At 68.5% G+C, this 17,994-nt stretch carries 12 protein-coding genes; 11 read left to right on the top strand and 1 reads right to left on the bottom strand.

Going from position 1 to position 17,994, the window contains the following annotated elements:
- Positions 1-8: 8 nt before the first annotated feature.
- The gene (locus tag AC27IY_RS13520; RefSeq protein ID WP_487178153.1) at positions 9-1,919 is read left to right on the top strand and encodes a glycosyltransferase family 39 protein; all 1,911 of its coding nucleotides are present in this window, start codon (positions 9-11) and stop codon (positions 1,917-1,919) included.
- Here the strand turns inward: AC27IY_RS13520 and AC27IY_RS13515 are convergent.
- A complete protein-coding gene (locus AC27IY_RS13515) occupies positions 1,906-2,307 on the bottom strand; it encodes a nuclear transport factor 2 family protein (protein ID WP_487178152.1) in 402 nt (133 codons plus the stop codon). The genes AC27IY_RS13520 and AC27IY_RS13515 overlap by 14 nt on opposite strands.
- Before the next feature lie 85 nt (positions 2,308-2,392).
- On the opposite strand from AC27IY_RS13515, the gene AC27IY_RS13510 reads away from it, so the two are divergent.
- The 10 genes from AC27IY_RS13510 (at position 2,393) to tuf (ending at position 17,835) form a co-directional block, all read left to right on the top strand.
- Entirely contained in the window at positions 2,393-2,959 is a 567-nt protein-coding gene (locus tag AC27IY_RS13510; RefSeq protein ID WP_364463106.1) for a TetR/AcrR family transcriptional regulator, read from the top strand.
- A gap of 65 nt (positions 2,960-3,024) precedes the next feature.
- Positions 3,025-4,026, top strand: a complete 1,002-nt coding sequence (locus AC27IY_RS13505; RefSeq protein ID WP_329585583.1) for an ABC transporter ATP-binding protein — start codon at positions 3,025-3,027, stop codon at positions 4,024-4,026.
- 189 nt (positions 4,027-4,215) lie between these two features.
- Positions 4,216-4,716, top strand: a complete 501-nt coding sequence (locus AC27IY_RS13500; protein ID WP_344217751.1) for a hypothetical protein — start codon at positions 4,216-4,218, stop codon at positions 4,714-4,716.
- Between the two features lie 2 nt (positions 4,717-4,718).
- Positions 4,719-5,210 (top strand): hypothetical protein, encoded by a 492-nt coding sequence (locus AC27IY_RS13495; RefSeq protein WP_344217749.1) that lies wholly within the window; start codon positions 4,719-4,721, stop codon positions 5,208-5,210.
- A 467-nt stretch (positions 5,211-5,677) separates the two neighbouring features.
- Positions 5,678-9,145 carry a DNA-directed RNA polymerase subunit beta gene (gene rpoB / locus AC27IY_RS13490; protein ID WP_371251249.1) on the top strand — a complete coding sequence of 1,156 codons (3,468 nt, stop codon included), beginning with the start codon at positions 5,678-5,680 and terminating at the stop codon, positions 9,143-9,145.
- A gap of 17 nt (positions 9,146-9,162) precedes the next feature.
- A complete protein-coding gene (locus AC27IY_RS13485; protein ID WP_344216644.1) occupies positions 9,163-13,038 on the top strand; it encodes a DNA-directed RNA polymerase subunit beta' in 3,876 nt (1,291 codons plus the stop codon).
- Between the two features lie 506 nt (positions 13,039-13,544).
- Positions 13,545-13,919 (top strand): 30S ribosomal protein S12, encoded by a 375-nt coding sequence (gene rpsL / locus AC27IY_RS13480; RefSeq protein ID WP_020542315.1) that lies wholly within the window; start codon positions 13,545-13,547, stop codon positions 13,917-13,919.
- Between the two features lie 2 nt (positions 13,920-13,921).
- Positions 13,922-14,392, top strand: a complete 471-nt coding sequence (rpsG, locus tag AC27IY_RS13475) for a 30S ribosomal protein S7 (protein ID WP_020542314.1) — start codon at positions 13,922-13,924, stop codon at positions 14,390-14,392.
- Positions 14,393-14,482: 90 nt separating this feature from the next.
- Positions 14,483-16,531, top strand: coding sequence for an elongation factor G (fusA, locus tag AC27IY_RS13470; RefSeq protein WP_371251248.1), 2,049 nt, complete (start codon positions 14,483-14,485; stop codon positions 16,529-16,531).
- 110 nt (positions 16,532-16,641) lie between these two features.
- The gene (tuf, locus tag AC27IY_RS13465; protein WP_020542312.1) at positions 16,642-17,835 is read left to right on the top strand and encodes an elongation factor Tu; all 1,194 of its coding nucleotides are present in this window, start codon (positions 16,642-16,644) and stop codon (positions 17,833-17,835) included.
- The last annotated feature ends 159 nt before the right edge of the window (positions 17,836-17,994 follow it).

Below are 17,994 nucleotides of genomic sequence, written 5' to 3'. Positions count from 1 at the left end.
TGCGGGACGTGAAAGACAAGTCTCGCTGGGCGCTCGCCGCCCTGCTCGCGGGCACGGGCGTGCTCTACGTCTGGGGGCTCGGCGCCTCGGGGTGGGCGAACGCGTACTACGCGGCCGCCGTACAGGCGGGCAGCCAGAGCTGGAAGGCGTTCTTCTTCGGGGCCTCCGACGCCGCGAACGCGATCACCGTGGACAAGACCCCGGCCGCGCTCTGGCCGATGGGGCTGAGCGTGCGGCTGTTCGGGCTGAACACGTGGGCCATGCTGGTGCCGCAGGCGCTGATGGGGGTCGCGACGGTGGCCCTGGTGCACGCCTCGGCACGCCGGCTGTTCACGCCGTGGGCCGGGCTGCTGGCCGGCGCCGTCATGGCGCTGACGCCGGTGGCGGTGCTGATGTTCCGCTTCAACAACCCCGACGCGCTGCTCGTGCTGCTGCTGACCGCGGCCGGCTACTGCGTGGTGCGCGCCCAGGAACGCGGCGCGACCCGGTGGCTGGTGCTGGCGGGGGCGGCGATCGGGTTCGCGTTCCTCGCCAAGATGCTGCAGGCGTTCCTCGTGCTGCCGGGGTTCGCGCTGGTCTATCTGGTGACCGCGCCGGTGCCGGTGCGGCGGCGGCTCTGGCAGCTCCTGGCGGCCGGGGCCGCGCTGGTGGCCGCCGCCGGATGGTGGCTGCTGGCGGTGGCGCTGGTGCCCGCCGGCGAGCGGCCCTACATCGGCGGCTCGCAGGGCGACAGCGTGCTGGAGCTGGCACTCGGCTACAACGGCATCGGGCGGCTCAACGGCGACGACTACGGCGGGCTCGGCAACCTCGACCAGCAGGCCGGGTGGCTGCGGCTGTTCGACACCGAGGCGGGCGGGCAGATCGCCTGGCTGCTGCCGGCGGCGCTGGCGCTGCTCGTCGCGGTCACCTGGCGGACCAGGCGGGCGGCGCGGACGGACGCGGTGCGGGCCGCGTTCTGGGTGTGGGGGAGCTGGCTGGTGGTCACGGGGCTGGTCTTCAGCCTCATGCGGGGGATCTTCCACGCGTACTACACGGTGGCGCTGGCTCCGGCCATCGCGGTGCTGGTGGGCATGGGCGTGGCGGCGCTATGGGAGCGCGGGGCGCGGCGGACGCTCGCGGTCATGGTCATGGGGACGGCCGTGTGGGCGTACGTGCTGCTGTCGCGCAGCGCCGGCTGGAACCCCTGGCTCGGGATCGCGGTGGTCGTGGCGGGGCTCGTGGCCGCGCTGGCGATGTTGCTGAGCCGGCGGGTGGCGGCCGTGGCGGCCGTCGCGGTGGTGGCGTGCCTGGCGGGGCCGGCCGCGTACGCGGTGGACACGGCGGCCACGCCCCACACCGGGGCGATCCCGACGGGCGGGCCCAGCACGGGCGGCGGCTTCGGCCGGGCTGGTGGAGGCGGGTTCCGGCCCGGAGGCGGGCGGGCGTTCCGTCAGGACGGGGACGGGGCCTGGGACGGGGGCGGCGTCGGAGCGGGCAGCGGCGGTGTCGGACGCGGCGCCCAGGGCCCCGGCGGCATGGGCCCCGGTGGGAGGGGGCGTGGCGGCGGGGGCGGGCTGCTCGACGCCGGTGCACCGAGCGCCGAGCTGACCGCGCTGCTGAAGGCCGGCGGCTACACGTGGACGGCGGCCACCGTCGGCTCCAACAACGCGGCCGGCTACCAGCTCGCCACCGGCCTCCCGGTGATGGCGGTGGGCGGCTTCAACGGCACCGATCCCGCGCCGACGCTGGAGGAGTTCCAGCGCCACGTCGCGGCGGGGAAGATCCACTACTTCCTCGGCACGGGGATGGGCGGCTTCGGCGGAGGCCGTACGGGGGCGGGCGGCAGCGACGACGCGGCCAGGATCGCCGCCTGGGTCCAGGCGAACTTCACCGCCACCACCGTCGGCGGCGTCACCGTCTTCGACCTCACCCGGAGGTGACAGTTTCGGAACGCAGCCGGGCGATGGCACTGGTGTCCATGTAGTCCCTGGCGTGGACGATCGCGCCGTCCCGTACCCGGAGGATCACCAGGCTGGGGACCTCCACGGCGCGCTCCCCGGCCCTGACGCGCGTCACCTGCTCCACGACCACCACCTCGGGGTCCTGAGCGCGGTGCAGCGCCACCAGTCGCACCTCCTCGGCCTCGAACGGAGAGCCGCCCCACATGGCCCGGTACGCGTCCCTCACGGCCTCCCGCCCGGCGAGCGGCGCGAGCCCCCCGAACGGGAACTCGTGCAGCCCCTCGGGGGCGTAGAGCCCGGCCAGCTCGTCGGGCGACTTGTGCAGCATCGCGGCCTGGTAGCCGACGACGATCTCCTCGATGGACATGGCCGTCCCTTTCGCTCAACGTTCGTTGACTCAACGAGCGTAGAGCGAAAAGGCGCGACCGGTCAACGCGGGTAGAGTCGGCGGCGTGAGCGAACGACTGCCGCCCCGGGCCGAGCGGCGGCGCAGGACCGAGCGGCACATCCTCGACGCGGCCCGGACGCTGTTCGCCGAGGTGGGGTACGAACGCACCACGATCCGGGCCGTCGCCCGCGCGGCCGGGGTGGACCCTGCCCTGGTCATGCAGTACTTCGGCAGCAAGCAGGAGCTGTTCAGGCACGCCGCCGAGGCGGTCCCGCCCCCGGAGGAGGGCCTGGACGCCGACGAGCTGGTCGACCACCTCCTCGGCACCCTCGACACCAAGATCGGCGAGCTGTCCCCGGGATCGCTGGCCATGCTGCGCTCGATGCTCACCCATCCCGAGGCCGGCGCCGCCGCCCGCGAGGCGCTGGCCCGGCAGATCGACCGGCTGGCGACCGCGATCCCCGGCGACGACGCCCGGCTGCGGGCCGCGCTGATGGCCGTGGTCATGCTGGGCGTCACCATCGGCCACCAGCTCCTGGAGCTGGAGGAGCTGCGGGCCGTCCCACCGGAGGAGATCGCCCGGCTGCTGCGGCCCGGCCTGCTGGCCCTTACTGGACCCGAGGTCTCATAGCCGCTTCCCAAGCGGCCCGCGTCCCCGTTACGGTGAGGCCATCGTTCGCGACTGGGAGGTGGCCGGTGGGCGTCGAGGTCGTCGTGGAAGGGCTCACCAAGTCGTTCGGGCGCCAGGTCATCTGGGAGGACGTCTCCTTCACCCTCCCGGCCGGGCAGATCTCCGTGCTGCTCGGCCCGTCCGGCACCGGCAAATCCGTCTTTCTCAAGACGCTGGTCGGCCTGCTCCGTCCCGACCGCGGCCACATCTGGATCGACGGCCACGACCTCGCCAACTGCCGCGAGAGCAAGCTCTACGAGCTGCGCAGGCTGTTCGGCGTGCTCTTCCAGGACGGCGCGCTCTTCGGCTCGCTCAACCTCTACGACAACATCGCCTTCCCGCTGCGCGAGCACACGAAGAAGAGCGAGTCCCAGATCCGCGACGTCGTCATGGAGAAAATCGAGCTGGTCGGCCTGCGGGGCGCGGAGGACAAGCTGCCGGGCGAGATCTCGGGCGGCATGCGCAAGCGGGCCGGGCTGGCCAGGGCGCTCGTGCTGGAGCCCGAGATCATCCTGTTCGACGAGCCGGACTCCGGGCTCGACCCGGTGCGCACCGCGCTGCTCAACCAGCTCATCGTGGACCTCAACGCCGAGGTCGAGGCCACGTTCCTGATCGTGACGCACGACATCAACACCGCCCGTACCGTGCCGGACAGCATCGGGATGCTCTTCCGGCGCGAGCTGGTGATGTTCGGCCCGCGCGAGATGCTGCTGTCCAGCGACGAGCCGGTGGTGCGGCAGTTCCTCAACGCCCGCAGGCACGGCCCGATCGGCATGTCGGAGGAGAAGGACCTGTCCGAGCTGGAGGCCGAGGCCCAGCTCGGGCACGACCCCGGCGTGCTGCCGCCGATCCCGCCGCAGCTCATGCCGACGGGCAACCGCGTCCGCCGCACCCAGCAGCCGCCCGGCACGTGGCTGGCGGCCAACGGCGTGATCCCGCCGCAGGGGTCGTTCGTGGACGAGCGCGGGCGCAACTGGCTGGAGGAGTATCCCCGCCTGGTCAACGCTCACCTGCACGGCGTCCAGTAGTCGGGCCGGCTCAGGGGGAGTGGCCCGACCGTCCGCCGTTCTGCCCGGAGCGGCCGTCTCAGGGCCGTCTGGGGGCATTTTAGGGACGCATCCGCCTTCGCCCCCGTTACCACACCGCCTCGGTCGTTTCCGGGACTCCGGGGACGAGCGCCGCGTTATGATCCGGCGATCTGGGAGGGGTGAGCGGTCATGACATGGCTGGGCGTCCGTTCCGCGCGCATCGTGATCACGGTGCTCGGCGGGATGCTGGCGGTGCTCGTGGGCATGGGCGCCTGGATCGCCGCCGAGGCCCGCGAGGTGCAGGGCAGGGCGGGCGACCGCGAGGCCGTGCTGCTGGCCGCCGGCGCCCACGCGAGGAACCTCGTCTCGCTCGACTACCGGACCGTGGACGCCGACCTGCAGCGCATCCTCGACACCTCCACGGGCCCGGCCAGAGCCGAGTACGTCGCCACCGCCGCCAAGCTGAAGACCACCACCGTCGAGAGCAAGGTCGTCCAGACCGGCGTGCTGCGCGCCACGGGCCTGGTCTCGCTGACCGGCGGCAAGGCCAAGGCGCTGGCCGTCGCCGACGTGGAGATCCACTGGGACGGCTCGGACAGCCCGGCCCAGGAGCGCTACTACCGCTGGTCGATGGAGCTGGAGAAGGTCGGCGGCGTCTGGCGGGTGTCGAAGGCGGTGCAGGTGCTGTGAGGATGTTCGCGATCGTGCTGCTGGGCGTCCTGGTGGCGGTGGGCGCCGTGCTGGTGCCGACCATGTGGTTCAACCTGCGCGACCTGCGGGAGGCCGACGCGGCCGGCGACTCCGCGATGGCCGCCGCCCGGCAGGTCGCCCCCCAGTTGCTCTCCTACGACTACCGCACGATCGAGCAGGACCTCGCGCGGGCCGGCGGGCACACCACCGGCGAGCTCACCCGGCACTACAAGGAGCTGGCCACCAGCCTGGTCACGCGGGCCAAGGCGGAGAAGATCGTACGGACCGCCGCCGTCGCGGGGGCCGCGGTCGAGAGCGCAAGTCCCGACCGCGTGGAGGTTCTGCTGTTCGTGAACATGGGTACGGTCAGACAGGTGCCCGGTCAGGCCGGGCCGCAGCAGCAGGTGGCCCAGAACCGCGCCAGGCTCGTCATGGTCCGCCAGGGGGAGCGCTGGCTGGCCGCCGATCTCTCCACGCTCCTGGGGAGCGCGTGAGGCCCGCAGGGCCGATGACCTGCGCCTGGAGCCCCCGGGCGCGCCGCCGGGTTCAATTGTTACCAAAAAGCTGGTTTAGCGCCGTCCAAGAGACGGGTAACCCAGTCACAGCTACACCGGTGATCGGCATGGGTTCGACCCCCGGTGTGACGGAGCGTTAACCGCCCCCGTTCGCGGGTATCGTCTTGGGCCATGGCGGTAGGCGATCTGTCACGCAGGGAAGAAAACCCAGCGTCCGGGCCCCGAACCGGCTATTAGTCGGGCTCGCGGGCTTGACGTATCCGCCCGAACGGGCGATGCTGCGACCAACGTGGAGCATGCAGCGAGAGCGAAGTGGACAGGCGTGTGCCGATCGGCTACACTGCCCCTTTGCGCTGCCCTTTGACGACCCGTGATGCTTGCTCACGTTGCGAGGTTGTCTGGCGTGCGTGTAGTCAGTCCGCCGCGAGCCCTCGGAAGGACATCTGTTGGCAGCCTCGCGCAACGCCTCCGCCGTACCCGCTGGTCCCCGTCGCGTGTCTTTCGCGCGTATCCAGGAGCCGCTCGAAGTTCCTGACCTTCTCGCTCTGCAGACCGAGTCTTTCGACTGGCTGCTCGGCAACGACAAGTGGAAGGCCCGGGTAGAGGCGGCTCGTCAGGCCGGGCGCAGGGACGTCCCGACCCAGTCGGGCCTCGAAGAGATCTTCGAAGAGATCAGTCCGATCGAGGACTTCTCGGGGACCATGTCCTTGTCGTTCCGGGACCACCGGTTCGAGCCGCCGAAGTACTCCGTAGACGAGTGCAAAGACAAGGACATGACCTACTCCGCCCCGATGTTCGTCACGGCGGAGTTCATCAATAACACCACTGGTGAGATCAAGAGCCAGACGGTGTTCATGGGTGATTTCCCGCTCATGACGCCGAAGGGCACGTTCATCATCAACGGCACCGAGCGTGTCGTGGTCTCGCAGCTGGTCCGCTCGCCCGGTGTGTATTTCGAGCGCACTGTGGACAAGACCTCCGACAAGGACCTGTACGGGTGCAAGGTGATCCCGTCGCGGGGTGCCTGGCTGGAGTTCGAGATCGACAAGCGTGACAGCGTCGGTGTGCGTATCGACCGTAAGCGCAAGCAGGCCGTGACGGTGCTGCTGAAGGCGCTGGGCTGGACGAACGACCAGATTCTGGAGCGGTTCGGCCAGTACGAGTCGATGCGGGCGACGCTGGAGAAGGATCACACGGCGGGTCAGGACGACGCGCTGCTGGACATCTACCGCAAGCTGCGGCCGGGTGAGCCGCCGACCAAGGAGTCGGCGCAGACGCTGCTGGAGAATCTGTACTTCAACGCCAAGCGGTACGACCTGGCGAAGGTGGGCCGCTACAAGATCAACAAGAAGCTCGGGGTCGACGCGGAGATCACGCAGGGCACCCTGACCGAAGAGGACATCGTCGCCACCATCGAGTACATCGTCCGGCTGCACGCCGGCGAGGAGTCGATGCCGGGGGCGAACGGTGAGGTGATCGTCGAGATCGACGACATCGACCACTTCGGCAACCGCCGCCTGCGCAGCGTCGGCGAGCTGATCCAGAACCAGGTCCGGCTCGGCCTGGCCCGCATGGAGCGGGTCGTGCGCGAGCGGATGACGACGCAGGACGTCGAGGCGATCACGCCGCAGACCCTGATCAACATCCGGCCGGTCGTGGCGTCGATCAAGGAGTTCTTCGGCACCTCCCAGCTGTCGCAGTTCATGGACCAGACCAACCCGCTCGCCGGCCTGACGCACAAGCGGCGTCTGTCCGCGCTGGGCCCCGGTGGTCTGTCCCGTGAGCGGGCCGGCTTCGAGGTCCGTGACGTGCACCCGTCCCACTACGGCCGGATGTGCCCGATCGAGACCCCTGAAGGCCCCAACATCGGCCTGATCGGCTCGCTGGCCTCCTACGGCCGCATCAACGCCTTCGGCTTCGTCGAGACGCCCTACCGCAAGGTCGTCGACGGCAAGGTGACCGAGCAGGTCGACTACCTGACCGCCGACGAGGAGGACCGCTACGTCAAGGCGCAGGCCAACACGGCGCTCAACCCCGACGGCTCGTTCGCCGAGGCCCGCGTCCTGGTCCGCACCAAGGGCGGTGAGACCGAGCTCGCCCGTGCCGAGGAGGTCGACTACATCGACGTGTCGCCGCGCCAGATGGTGTCGGTCGCGACGGCGATGATCCCGTTCCTCGAGCACGACGACGCCAACCGCGCGCTCATGGGCTCCAACATGCAGCGCCAGTCGGTGCCGCTGCTCAAGAGCGAGGCGCCGCTGGTCGGCACCGGCATGGAATACCGTGCCGCGACCGACGCCGGCGACGTCATCAGCGCCGAGAAGGCCGGTGTGGTCGAGGAGGTCTCCGCCGACTACGTCACCGTCATGAACGACGACGGCACGCGCACCACCTACCGTGTCGCCAAGTTCAAGCGTTCCAACCAGGGCACCAGCTTCAACCAGAAGCCCATCGTCGCCGAGGGCGACCGGGTGGAGGTCAACCAGGTCATCGCCGACGGCCCCTGCACCGACCAGGGCGAGATGGCGCTGGGCAAGAACCTCCTGGTGGCGTTCATGCCGTGGGAGGGTCACAACTACGAGGACGCGATCATCCTGTCCCAGCGCCTGGTGCAGGACGACGTGCTGTCGTCGATCCACATCGAGGAGCACGAGGTCGACGCCCGCGACACCAAGCTGGGCCCCGAGGAGATCACGCGGGACATCCCCAACGTCTCCGAGGAGGTGCTGGCCGACCTCGACGAGCGCGGCATCATCCGCATCGGCGCCGAGGTCGTCCCCGGCGACATCCTGGTCGGCAAGGTCACCCCGAAGGGCGAGACCGAGCTGACCCCGGAGGAGCGGCTGCTGCGCGCCATCTTCGGCGAGAAGGCCCGCGAGGTCCGCGACACCTCGCTGAAGGTGCCGCACGGCGAGTCCGGCAAGGTCATCGGCGTCCGGGTGTTCTCCCGCGAGGAGGGCGACGAGCTTCCTCCGGGCGTCAACGAGCTGGTCCGCGTCTACGTCGCGCAGAAGCGCAAGATCACCGACGGCGACAAGCTGGCCGGCCGGCACGGCAACAAGGGCGTCATCTCCAAGATCCTGCCGGTCGAGGACATGCCGTTCCTGGAGGACGGCACCCCGGTCGACATCATCCTCAACCCGCTGGGCGTGCCCGGCCGAATGAACGTCGGCCAGGTGCTGGAGACCCACCTCGGGTGGATCGCCGCCCGTGGCTGGGACATCTCGGGTGTCCAGGAGGCGTGGGCCGAGCGGCTGCGCGACAAGGGCTTCGGCCAGGTCGAGCCGCGCACCAACGTCGCCACCCCGGTCTTCGACGGCGCGCACGAGGAGGAGATCGTCGGTCTGCTCCAGAACACCGTGCCCAACCGCGACGGCCAGCGGATGGTCCAGCCCTCCGGCAAGGCCCAGCTGTTCGACGGCCGCTCCGGTGAGCCGTTCCCGTACCCGATCTCGGTCGGCTACATCTACATCCTCAAGCTGCTCCACCTGGTCGACGACAAGATTCACGCTCGGTCGACCGGCCCGTACTCCATGATCACCCAGCAGCCGCTCGGCGGTAAGGCCCAGTTCGGTGGCCAGCGCTTCGGTGAGATGGAGGTGTGGGCGCTGGAGGCGTACGGCGCCGCCTACGCCCTGCAGGAGCTCCTGACCATCAAGTCCGACGACGTCCTCGGCCGCGTGAAGGTCTACGAGGCCATCGTCAAGGGCGAGAACATCCCCGAGCCCGGCATCCCGGAGTCCTTCAAGGTCCTCATCAAGGAGATGCAGTCGCTGTGCCTCAACGTCGAGGTGCTCTCCAGCGACGGCATGTCCATCGAGATGCGCGACACCGACGAGGACGTCTTCCGCGCCGCGGAGGAGCTCGGCATCGATCTGTCCCGGCGTGAGCCGAGCAGCGTGGAAGAAGTCTGAGGGGGAGATCGCACATAATGCTGGACGTCAACTTCTTCGACGAGCTTCGGATCGGGCTGGCGACGGCCGACGACATCCGTCAGTGGTCGCACGGCGAGGTCAAGAAGCCGGAGACCATCAACTACCGCACCCTCAAGCCGGAGAAGGACGGGCTCTTCTGCGAGAAGATCTTCGGTCCGACCCGCGACTGGGAGTGCTACTGCGGCAAGTACAAGCGCGTCCGCTTCAAGGGCATCATCTGTGAGCGCTGCGGCGTCGAGGTGACCCGCGCCAAGGTGCGTCGTGAGCGGATGGGCCACATCGAGCTGGCCGCGCCGGTCACGCACATCTGGTACTTCAAGGGCGTCCCGTCGCGTCTCGGCTACCTGCTCGACCTGGCCCCGAAGGACCTGGAGAAGGTCATCTACTTCGCGGCCTACATGATCACGCATGTCGACACCGAGATGCGTGAGCGTGACCTGCCCTCGCTGGAGGCGAAGATCTCCGTCGAGCGGCAGCACATCGAGCAGCGCCGTGACGCCGACGTCGAGTCCCGGCAGAAGAAGCTCGAGACCGACCTGGCCGAGCTCGAGGCCGCCGGCGCCAAGGGCGACCAGCGCCGCAAGGTCCGTGAGGGCGCCGAGCGCGAGATGCGTCAGCTCCGTGACCGGGCCCAGCGCGAGCTGGACCGGCTGGAGGAGGTCTGGAGCCGCTTCAAGAACCTCAAGGTCCAGGACCTCGAGGGCGACGAGCTGCTCTACCGCGAGATGCGCGACCGCTTCGGCCGCTACTTCAAGGGCGGCATGGGCGCTCAGGCCATCCAGGACCGCCTGATCGGCTTCGACCTCGACGCCGAGGCCGAGAACCTCCGCGAGACGATCCGCAGCGGCAAGGGCCAGAAGAAGGCCCGCGCGCTCAAGCGGCTCAAGGTGGTGTCGGCGTTCCTCAACACCACCAACTCGCCGCGCGGCATGGTGCTCGACTGCATCCCGGTGATCCCGCCGGACCTGCGTCCGATGGTGCAGCTCGACGGTGGCCGCTTCGCGACCTCCGACCTCAACGACCTCTACCGCCGGGTCATCAACCGGAACAACCGCCTCAAGCGTCTGCTCGACCTCGGCGCGCCCGAGATCATCGTGAACAACGAGAAGCGGATGCTCCAGGAGGCCGTGGACGCGCTGTTCGACAACGGCCGGCGCGGCCGTCCGGTCACCGGCCCCGGCAACCGTCCGCTCAAGTCCCTCAGCGACATGCTGAAGGGCAAGCAGGGCCGGTTCCGCCAGAACCTGCTGGGCAAGCGAGTCGACTACTCCGGCCGTTCGGTCATCGTCGTCGGCCCGCAGCTCAAGCTGCACCAGTGCGGCCTGCCCAAGCAGATGGCGCTGGAGCTGTTCAAGCCGTTCGTGATGAAGCGGCTGGTCGATCTCAACCACGCCCAGAACATCAAGTCGGCCAAGCGGATGGTCGAGCGCGCCCGCCCGGTGGTGTGGGACGTGCTCGAAGAGGTCATCACCGAGCACCCCGTGCTGCTCAACCGCGCTCCGACGCTCCACCGCCTGGGCATCCAGGCGTTCGAGCCGCAGCTCGTCGAGGGCAAGGCCATCCAGATCCACCCGCTCGTCTGCACCGCGTTCAACGCGGACTTCGACGGCGACCAGATGGCCGTGCACCTGCCGCTGTCGGCCGAGGCCCAGGCCGAGGCGCGCATCCTGATGCTCTCGACCAACAACATCCTCAAGCCGGCCGACGGCAAGCCCGTCACCATGCCGACCCAGGACATGGTCATCGGCCTCTACTGGCTGACGACCATGAAGGAAGGCGCGAAGGGCGAGGGCCGGGTGTTCGGCTCGGTGGCCGAGGCGCAGATGGCCTTCGACCGCCGCGAGCTGGACATCCAGGCCAAGATCCAGATTCGGCTCAAGGACGTCCTGCCGCCGCGCGCCTGGGTGGCTCCCGAGGGTTGGGAGCAGGGCGACCCGGTCCGGCTGGAGACCACGTTCGGGCGGTGCCTGTTCAACCAGACGCTGCCGGTCAGCTACCCGTTCGTCGACTTCCAGGTCGGCAAGAAGCAGCTGTCCCAGATCGTGAACGAGCTGGCGGAGACCTACCCGAAGATCGAGGTCGCCGCTTCGCTCGACGCGCTCAAGGACGCCGGCTTCCGGTGGGCGACGCGCTCCGGCGTCACGATCTCGATCGAGGACGTCGTCGCGCCGCCGAACAAGACCGACATCATGGAGAACTACGAGCGCCGGGCCGACAAGGTCCAGCGCGAGTACGAGCGCGGTCTGATCACCGACGAGGAGCGCCGTCAGGAGCTCATCGAGATCTGGACGCACGCGACGGCCGACGTCGAGACCGACATGGTCAACGCCTTCCCGGCGACCAACCCGGTCTGGATGATGGTCAACTCCGGCGCCCGAGGCAACAAGATGCAGGTCCGCCAGATCGCCGGCATCCGCGGCCTGGTGTCCAACACCAAGGGTGAGACGATCCCGCGGCCGATCAAGGCCTCGTTCCGCGAGGGCCTGTCGGTGCTGGAGTACTTCATCTCCACCCACGGTCAGCGGAAGGGTCTCGCCGACACCGCGCTGCGCACCGCCGACTCGGGCTACCTGACCCGTCGTCTGGTGGACGTCGCGCAGGACGTCATCGTGCGTGAGATCGACTGCGGCACCGACCGCGCGGTCCCGCTGCACGTCGGCGACAGGGACGCCTCGGGCAACCTGGTCAAGGCGGAGAACGCCGAGTCCAACGTGCACGGGCGCATCCTGGCCGAGGACGTCGAGGTCGACGGCAAGGTCATCGTGCCGGCGGGCGTCGACATCAACGACACCCACGTCACGAAGCTGGTCGAGGCCGGCGTCGAGACCGTGCGCACCCGCAGCGCGCTGGTGTGCGAGGCGAAGATCGGTGTCTGCGCCACCTGCTACGGCCGCTCGCTGGCGACCGGCAAGCTCGTGGACGTCGGCGAGGCGGTCGGCATCATCGCCGCCCAGTCGATCGGTGAGCCCGGCACGCAGCTGACGATGCGGACCTTCCACACCGGTGGTGTGGCGGGCGCCGACATCACCCACGGTCTGCCCCGTGTCACGGAGCTGTTCGAGGCGCGCATCCCCAAGGGTGTCGCCCCGATCTCCGAGGCCGAGGGCCGGGCGAGGATCGACGAGACCGACAAGACCAGGAAGATCGTCATCACTCCGGACGACGGCTCGGAGGAGATCGCCTACCCGGTCTCGATGCGTTCGCGCCTGCTCGTGCAGGACGGCGACCGCGTCTCGGTCGGCACCCAGCTCGTGGCCGGTGCGGTCAACCCCAACGAGGTGCTGCGCATCCTCGGCCCGCGGGCCGTGCAGCTGCACCTGGTGGCGGAGGTCCAGCAGGTCTACCGCTCGCAGGGTGTGTCGATCCACGACAAGCACATCGAGATCATCGTCAGGCAGATGCTCAAGCGGGTCAACGTCCTGGAGTCCGGCGACACCGACCTGCTGCCCGGCGAGCTCGTCGAGCGGCCGAGGTTCGAGCAGATGAACCGCGAGACGGTGGCCGAGGGCGGCAGCCCGGCCGCGGGCCGTCCGGTGCTCATGGGCATCACCAAGGCCTCGCTGGCCACCGAGTCGTGGCTGTCGGCGGCCTCCTTCCAGGAGACCACCAGGGTCCTGACGGACGCGGCGATCCACGCCAAGTCCGACTCGCTCCTGGGCCTGAAGGAGAACGTCATCATCGGTAAGCTCATCCCGGCCGGTACGGGCATGCCCCAATACCGCAACATCCGGGTGGAGCCGACCGAGGAGGCCAAGGCGGCCATGTACACCGTCGGCGGTTACGACGGCTCGGCGGCCGACTACACCTTCGGCACCGGCAGCGGCGAGGCCGTGCCGCTGGAGGAGTACGACTTCGGCCAGTACAACCGGTAAATCCGCGACGTACGGCGCGCCCGGGTCCCTCTGCCGAGGGGCCCGGGCGCGCCGCTTCTCCGGGGCGCTCAGGCCCGCGGGGGCGTCGTTTCCGGTCGCGGTACGGTGACGGTTCGCCGTACCGCGACCGAGAGCTCGTCAGGGCCTATATCATTACCCGGGAGCTGTGGGACGGGCCGCATGCGAGACGCCTGATGAAGCAGGGCCCCGACGACCCGGAGCAGCATGGCTTGCTGGTCATGCTGCGCCGTTTTGACGTGTCGCTCGGGCCTGGGTAGTCTTGAGCATCGTGCCCGTTCTCATGCGGGCTCTCGACCGTGCGCTCATGACAAGCGCAGGACGGTCTTCCGGCTCGTAAACCTCGCGGGAAGTCTGCGTGAACAACGCGACACGCCCGAGCGCGGGGGCACCGGGACGGAGAAAATCAGCAGGTCATGACACCGGCAGTGCCTGCGAAAAGCACCACCAATGACGTGACACCGGCCAAGGCACGAAACGGAGTGGCAGTGCCCACTATTCAGCAGTTGGTCCGCAAGGGCCGGCAGGACAAGGTCTCCAAGACCAAGACTCCTGCCCTCAAGGGGAGTCCGCAGCGGCGCGGCGTCTGCCAGCGCGTTTACACCACGACTCCGAAGAAGCCCAACTCGGCACTGCGCAAGGTGGCCCGCGTTCGGCTCACGAACGGCATCGAGGTCACGGCTTACATCCCCGGTGTGGGTCACAACCTTCAGGAGCACTCCATCGTGCTCGTGCGTGGCGGTCGTGTGAAGGACCTGCCTGGTGTTCGCTACAAGATCATCCGCGGTTCGCTGGACACCCAGGGTGTCCGCAACCGCAAGCAGGCCCGCAGCCGTTACGGCGCGAAGAAGGAGAAGAGCTAACAATGCCTCGTAAGGGTTCTCCTGGCCGTCGGCAGCTCATGGCCGACCCGGTCTACAGCTCGCCCCTGGTTACCGCTCTGATCAACAAGGTCCTCCTCGACGGCAAGCGTTCCATCGCCCAGTCGATCGTGTACGGCGCCCTCGAGGGCTGCAGGGAGAAGACCGGCAACGACCCGGTCGTCACCCTGAAGCGCGCGCTCGACAACGTCAAGCCCACCCTCGAGGTCCGCAGCCGCCGCGTCGGTGGCGCGACCTACCAGGTGCCGGTCGAGGTGCGCGCCGCGCGCAGCACCACCCTGGCCCTGCGCTGGCTGGTGCAGTACTCCCGCGCCCGCCGCGAGAAGACCATGACCGAGCGCCTCATGAACGAGCTCCTCGACGCCAGCAACGGCCTCGGGGCGAGCGTCAAGAAGCGCGAGGACACCCACAAGATGGCCGAGTCCAACAAGGCCTTCGCCCACTACCGCTGGTAACCCGGCGGGTCCGACGAGACGACGAGGACGCGAGTTACAGTGGCCGCTACGACCGCTCTTGACCTGGCCAAGGTCCGCAACATCGGGATCATGGCCCATATCGACGCGGGCAAGACCACCACGACCGAGCGCATCCTGTTCTACACCGGCATCAACTACAAGCTCGGTGAAGTCCACGAGGGCGCAGCCACCATGGACTGGATGGAGCAGGAGCAGGAGCGCGGCATCACCATCACGTCTGCCGCGACGACCTGCGAGTGGATCGGTCACACGATCAACATCATCGACACCCCGGGTCACGTCGACTTCACCATCGAGGTGGAGCGTTCGCTCCGCGTCCTCGACGGCGCGGTCGCCGTGTTCGACGGCGTCGCCGGTGTTGAGCCCCAGTCAGAGACGGTGTGGCGCCAGGCGGACCGCTACAACGTCCCGCGCATCTGTTTCGTGAACAAGATGGACCGGGTCGGCGCGGAGTTCCACCGCTGCGTCGACATGATGGTCAGCCGTCTGGGCGCCACGCCGGCCGTCATCCAGCTCCCGCTGGGCGTCGAGGCCGACTTCAAGGGCGTCATCGACCTGATCAAGATGAAGGCCCTGCTCTGGAGCGCCGAGGCGGCCAAGGGCGAGATGTACGACACCGTCGACATCCCGGCCGACCACGCCGACGCGGCCCGTGAGTGGCGCGACCGCCTCATCGAGACGGTCGCCGAGAACGACGACGAGTTGATGGAGCTCTTCCTCGAGGGCACCGAGCCCTCCGAGGAGCAGCTGGTCGCGGCCCTGCGCCGCGCGACGCTGGCCAGCGCCATCAACCCGGTGCTGTGCGGCACCGCGTTCAAGAACAAGGGCGTGCAGCCCCTGCTCGACGCCATCGTTGCCTACCTCCCGGCGCCGACCGACATCCCGGCCTTCAAGGGCCACGCGGTCGGCAACGAGGACAAGGTCATCGAGCGGCACGCGGACCCGGCCGAGCCGTTCTCCGCCCTGGCCTTCAAGATCGCCAGCGACCCGCACCTGGGCAAGATCACCTACATCCGCATCTACTCGGGCACGCTCGAGTCCGGTTCACAGGTCATCAACTCTGTGAAGGGGAAGAAGGAGCGGATCGGCAAGATCTACCAGATGCACGCCAACAAGCGCGAGGAGCGCCCGTCGGCGATCGCTGGTCAGATCGTCGCGGTCATGGGTCTGAAGGACACCACGACCGGCGACACCCTGTCCGACCCGTCCAACCAGGTCGTGCTCGAGTCGATGACGTTCCCGGCCCCGGTCATCAACGTCGCGATCGAGCCCAAGACCAAGGGCGACCAGGAGAAGCTGTCCACCGCGATCCAGCGGCTGGCCGAGGAGGACCCGTCCTTCCAGGTCCGCCGTGACGAGGAGACCGGTCAGACGGTCATCTGGGGCATGGGCGAGCTTCACCTGGAGATCCTCGTCGACCGGATGCGTCGCGAGTTCAAGGTCGAGGCCAACGTCGGCCGCCCGCAGGTCGCCTACCGCGAGACCATCCGCCGCAAGGTGGAGAAGGTCGACTACACCCACAAGAAGCAGACCGGTGGTTCCGGTCAGTTCGCGCGGGTGATCATCGACCTCGAGCCGCTCGGCGAGGGCAACGACGGCTACGAGTTCGAGAACAAGGTCACGGGTGGCCGTGTCCCGAGGGAGTACATCCCGTCGGTCGACGCGGGCGCTCAGGAGGCCGCCGAGTTCGGCGTGCTGGCCGGCTACCCGATGGTGGGCGTGAAGGTGACGCTCCAGGACGGTGCCGCGCACGACGTCGACTCCTCGGAAATGGCCTTCAAGATCGCTGGCTCGATGGCCTTCAAGGAGGCCGCGCGCAAGGCGGACGCCGTTCTTCTCGAGCCGATGATGGCCGTCGAGGTCACCACGCCCGAGGACTACATGGGTGATGTCATCGGTGACCTCAACGGTCGCCGCGGGCAGATCCAGGCGATGGACGAGCGGGCCGGCGCCCGTGTCGTCCAGGCGCTCGTGCCGCTGTCTGAGATGTTCGGCTACGTGGGCGACCTGCGTAGCAAGACGCAGGGGCGCGCGAGCTACAGCATGCAGTTCGACTCCTACGCGGAGGTGCCTCCGGGCATCGCCAAGGAGATCGTCGCGAAGGCCCGGGGCGAGTAGTTCCGGTCCCTGGCGGGGTGGTGCGAGCCACCCCGCCGCCTAGGGGTCTGGGTTCTCCCGGGCCCGAGTGTGTAGACGAAAGTCAGTCAGATTCTCTAAGGAGAGAACCAGTGGGCAAGGCCAAGTTCGAGCGGACCAAGCCGCACATGAACATCGGCACCATTGGACACATCGACCACGGCAAGACCACGCTGACCGCGGCGATCACCAAGGTGCTTCACGACCGTTACCCCGAGCTCAACAAGGCGACCCCGTTCGACAAGATCGACAAGGCGCCGGAGGAGAAGGCTCGCGGCATCACGATCTCCATCGCGCACGTCGAGTACCAGACCGAGAAGCGCCACTACGCCCACGTGGACTGCCCCGGTCACGCCGACTACGTGAAGAACATGATCACCGGTGCCGCTCAGATGGACGGCGCCATCCTCGTGGTCGCCGCCACCGACGGCCCGATGCCGCAGACGAAGGAGCACGTCCTCCTGGCCCGCCAGGTCGGCGTCCCCTACATCGTCGTGGCCCTCAACAAGTCCGACATGGTGGACGACGAGGAGATCCTGGAGCTCGTCGAGCTCGAGGTCCGCGAGCTGCTGTCGGCGCAGGAGTTCCCCGGCGACGACCTGCCCGTGGTGCGTGTGTCCGCGCTCAAGGCCCTCGAGGGCGACGAGAAGTGGGCCGACAGCATCATCGAGCTCATGAACGCCGTGGACGAGAACGTCCCCGAGCCGCCGCGTGAGACGGAGAAGCCGTTCCTCATGCCGGTCGAGGACGTCTTCTCGATCACCGGTCGCGGCACGGTCGTCACCGGCCGTATCGAGCGCGGCATCGTCAAGGTCAACGAGCAGGTCGACATCATCGGCATCAAGCCGGAGAAGACGACGACCACCGTCACCAGCATCGAGATGTTCAACAAGATGCTCGACGAGGGTCACGCCGGTGACAACGCCGCCCTGCTGCTCCGCGGCATCAAGCGCGACGACGTCGAGCGCGGCCAGTGCATCATCAAGCCGGGCACGACCACCCCGCACACCGAGTTCGAGGGCCAGGTCTACATCCTGTCCAAGGACGAGGGCGGCCGGCACACGCCGTTCTTCAACAACTACCGCCCGCAGTTCTACTTCCGTACGACGGACGTGACCGGCGTGGTGAACCTCCCCGAGGGCACCGAGATGGTCATGCCGGGCGACAACACCGAGATGCGCGTTGAGCTGATCCAGCCCATCGCCATGGAGGAAGGCCTGAAGTTCGCGATCCGTGAGGGTGGCCGCACCGTCGGCGCCGGTCGGGTCACGAAGATCATCAAGTAGCCAGACCGTGGGGGCGGCGGTCGGGCCCCGAATCCCGGGCCCGACCGCCGTTCCACGTGGACCTCGCGCAAAAGGCGCCGTGATCCAGCAGTGAATTCGGCCCCAGTGACCGAAGTCACTGCCGGATCACGGAAGAAAAGGCAGATCGACTACGTCTGC

Source organism: Nonomuraea sp. B208, assembly GCF_057536035.1.
This window is presented reverse-complemented; position numbering and strand designations above follow the sequence as displayed.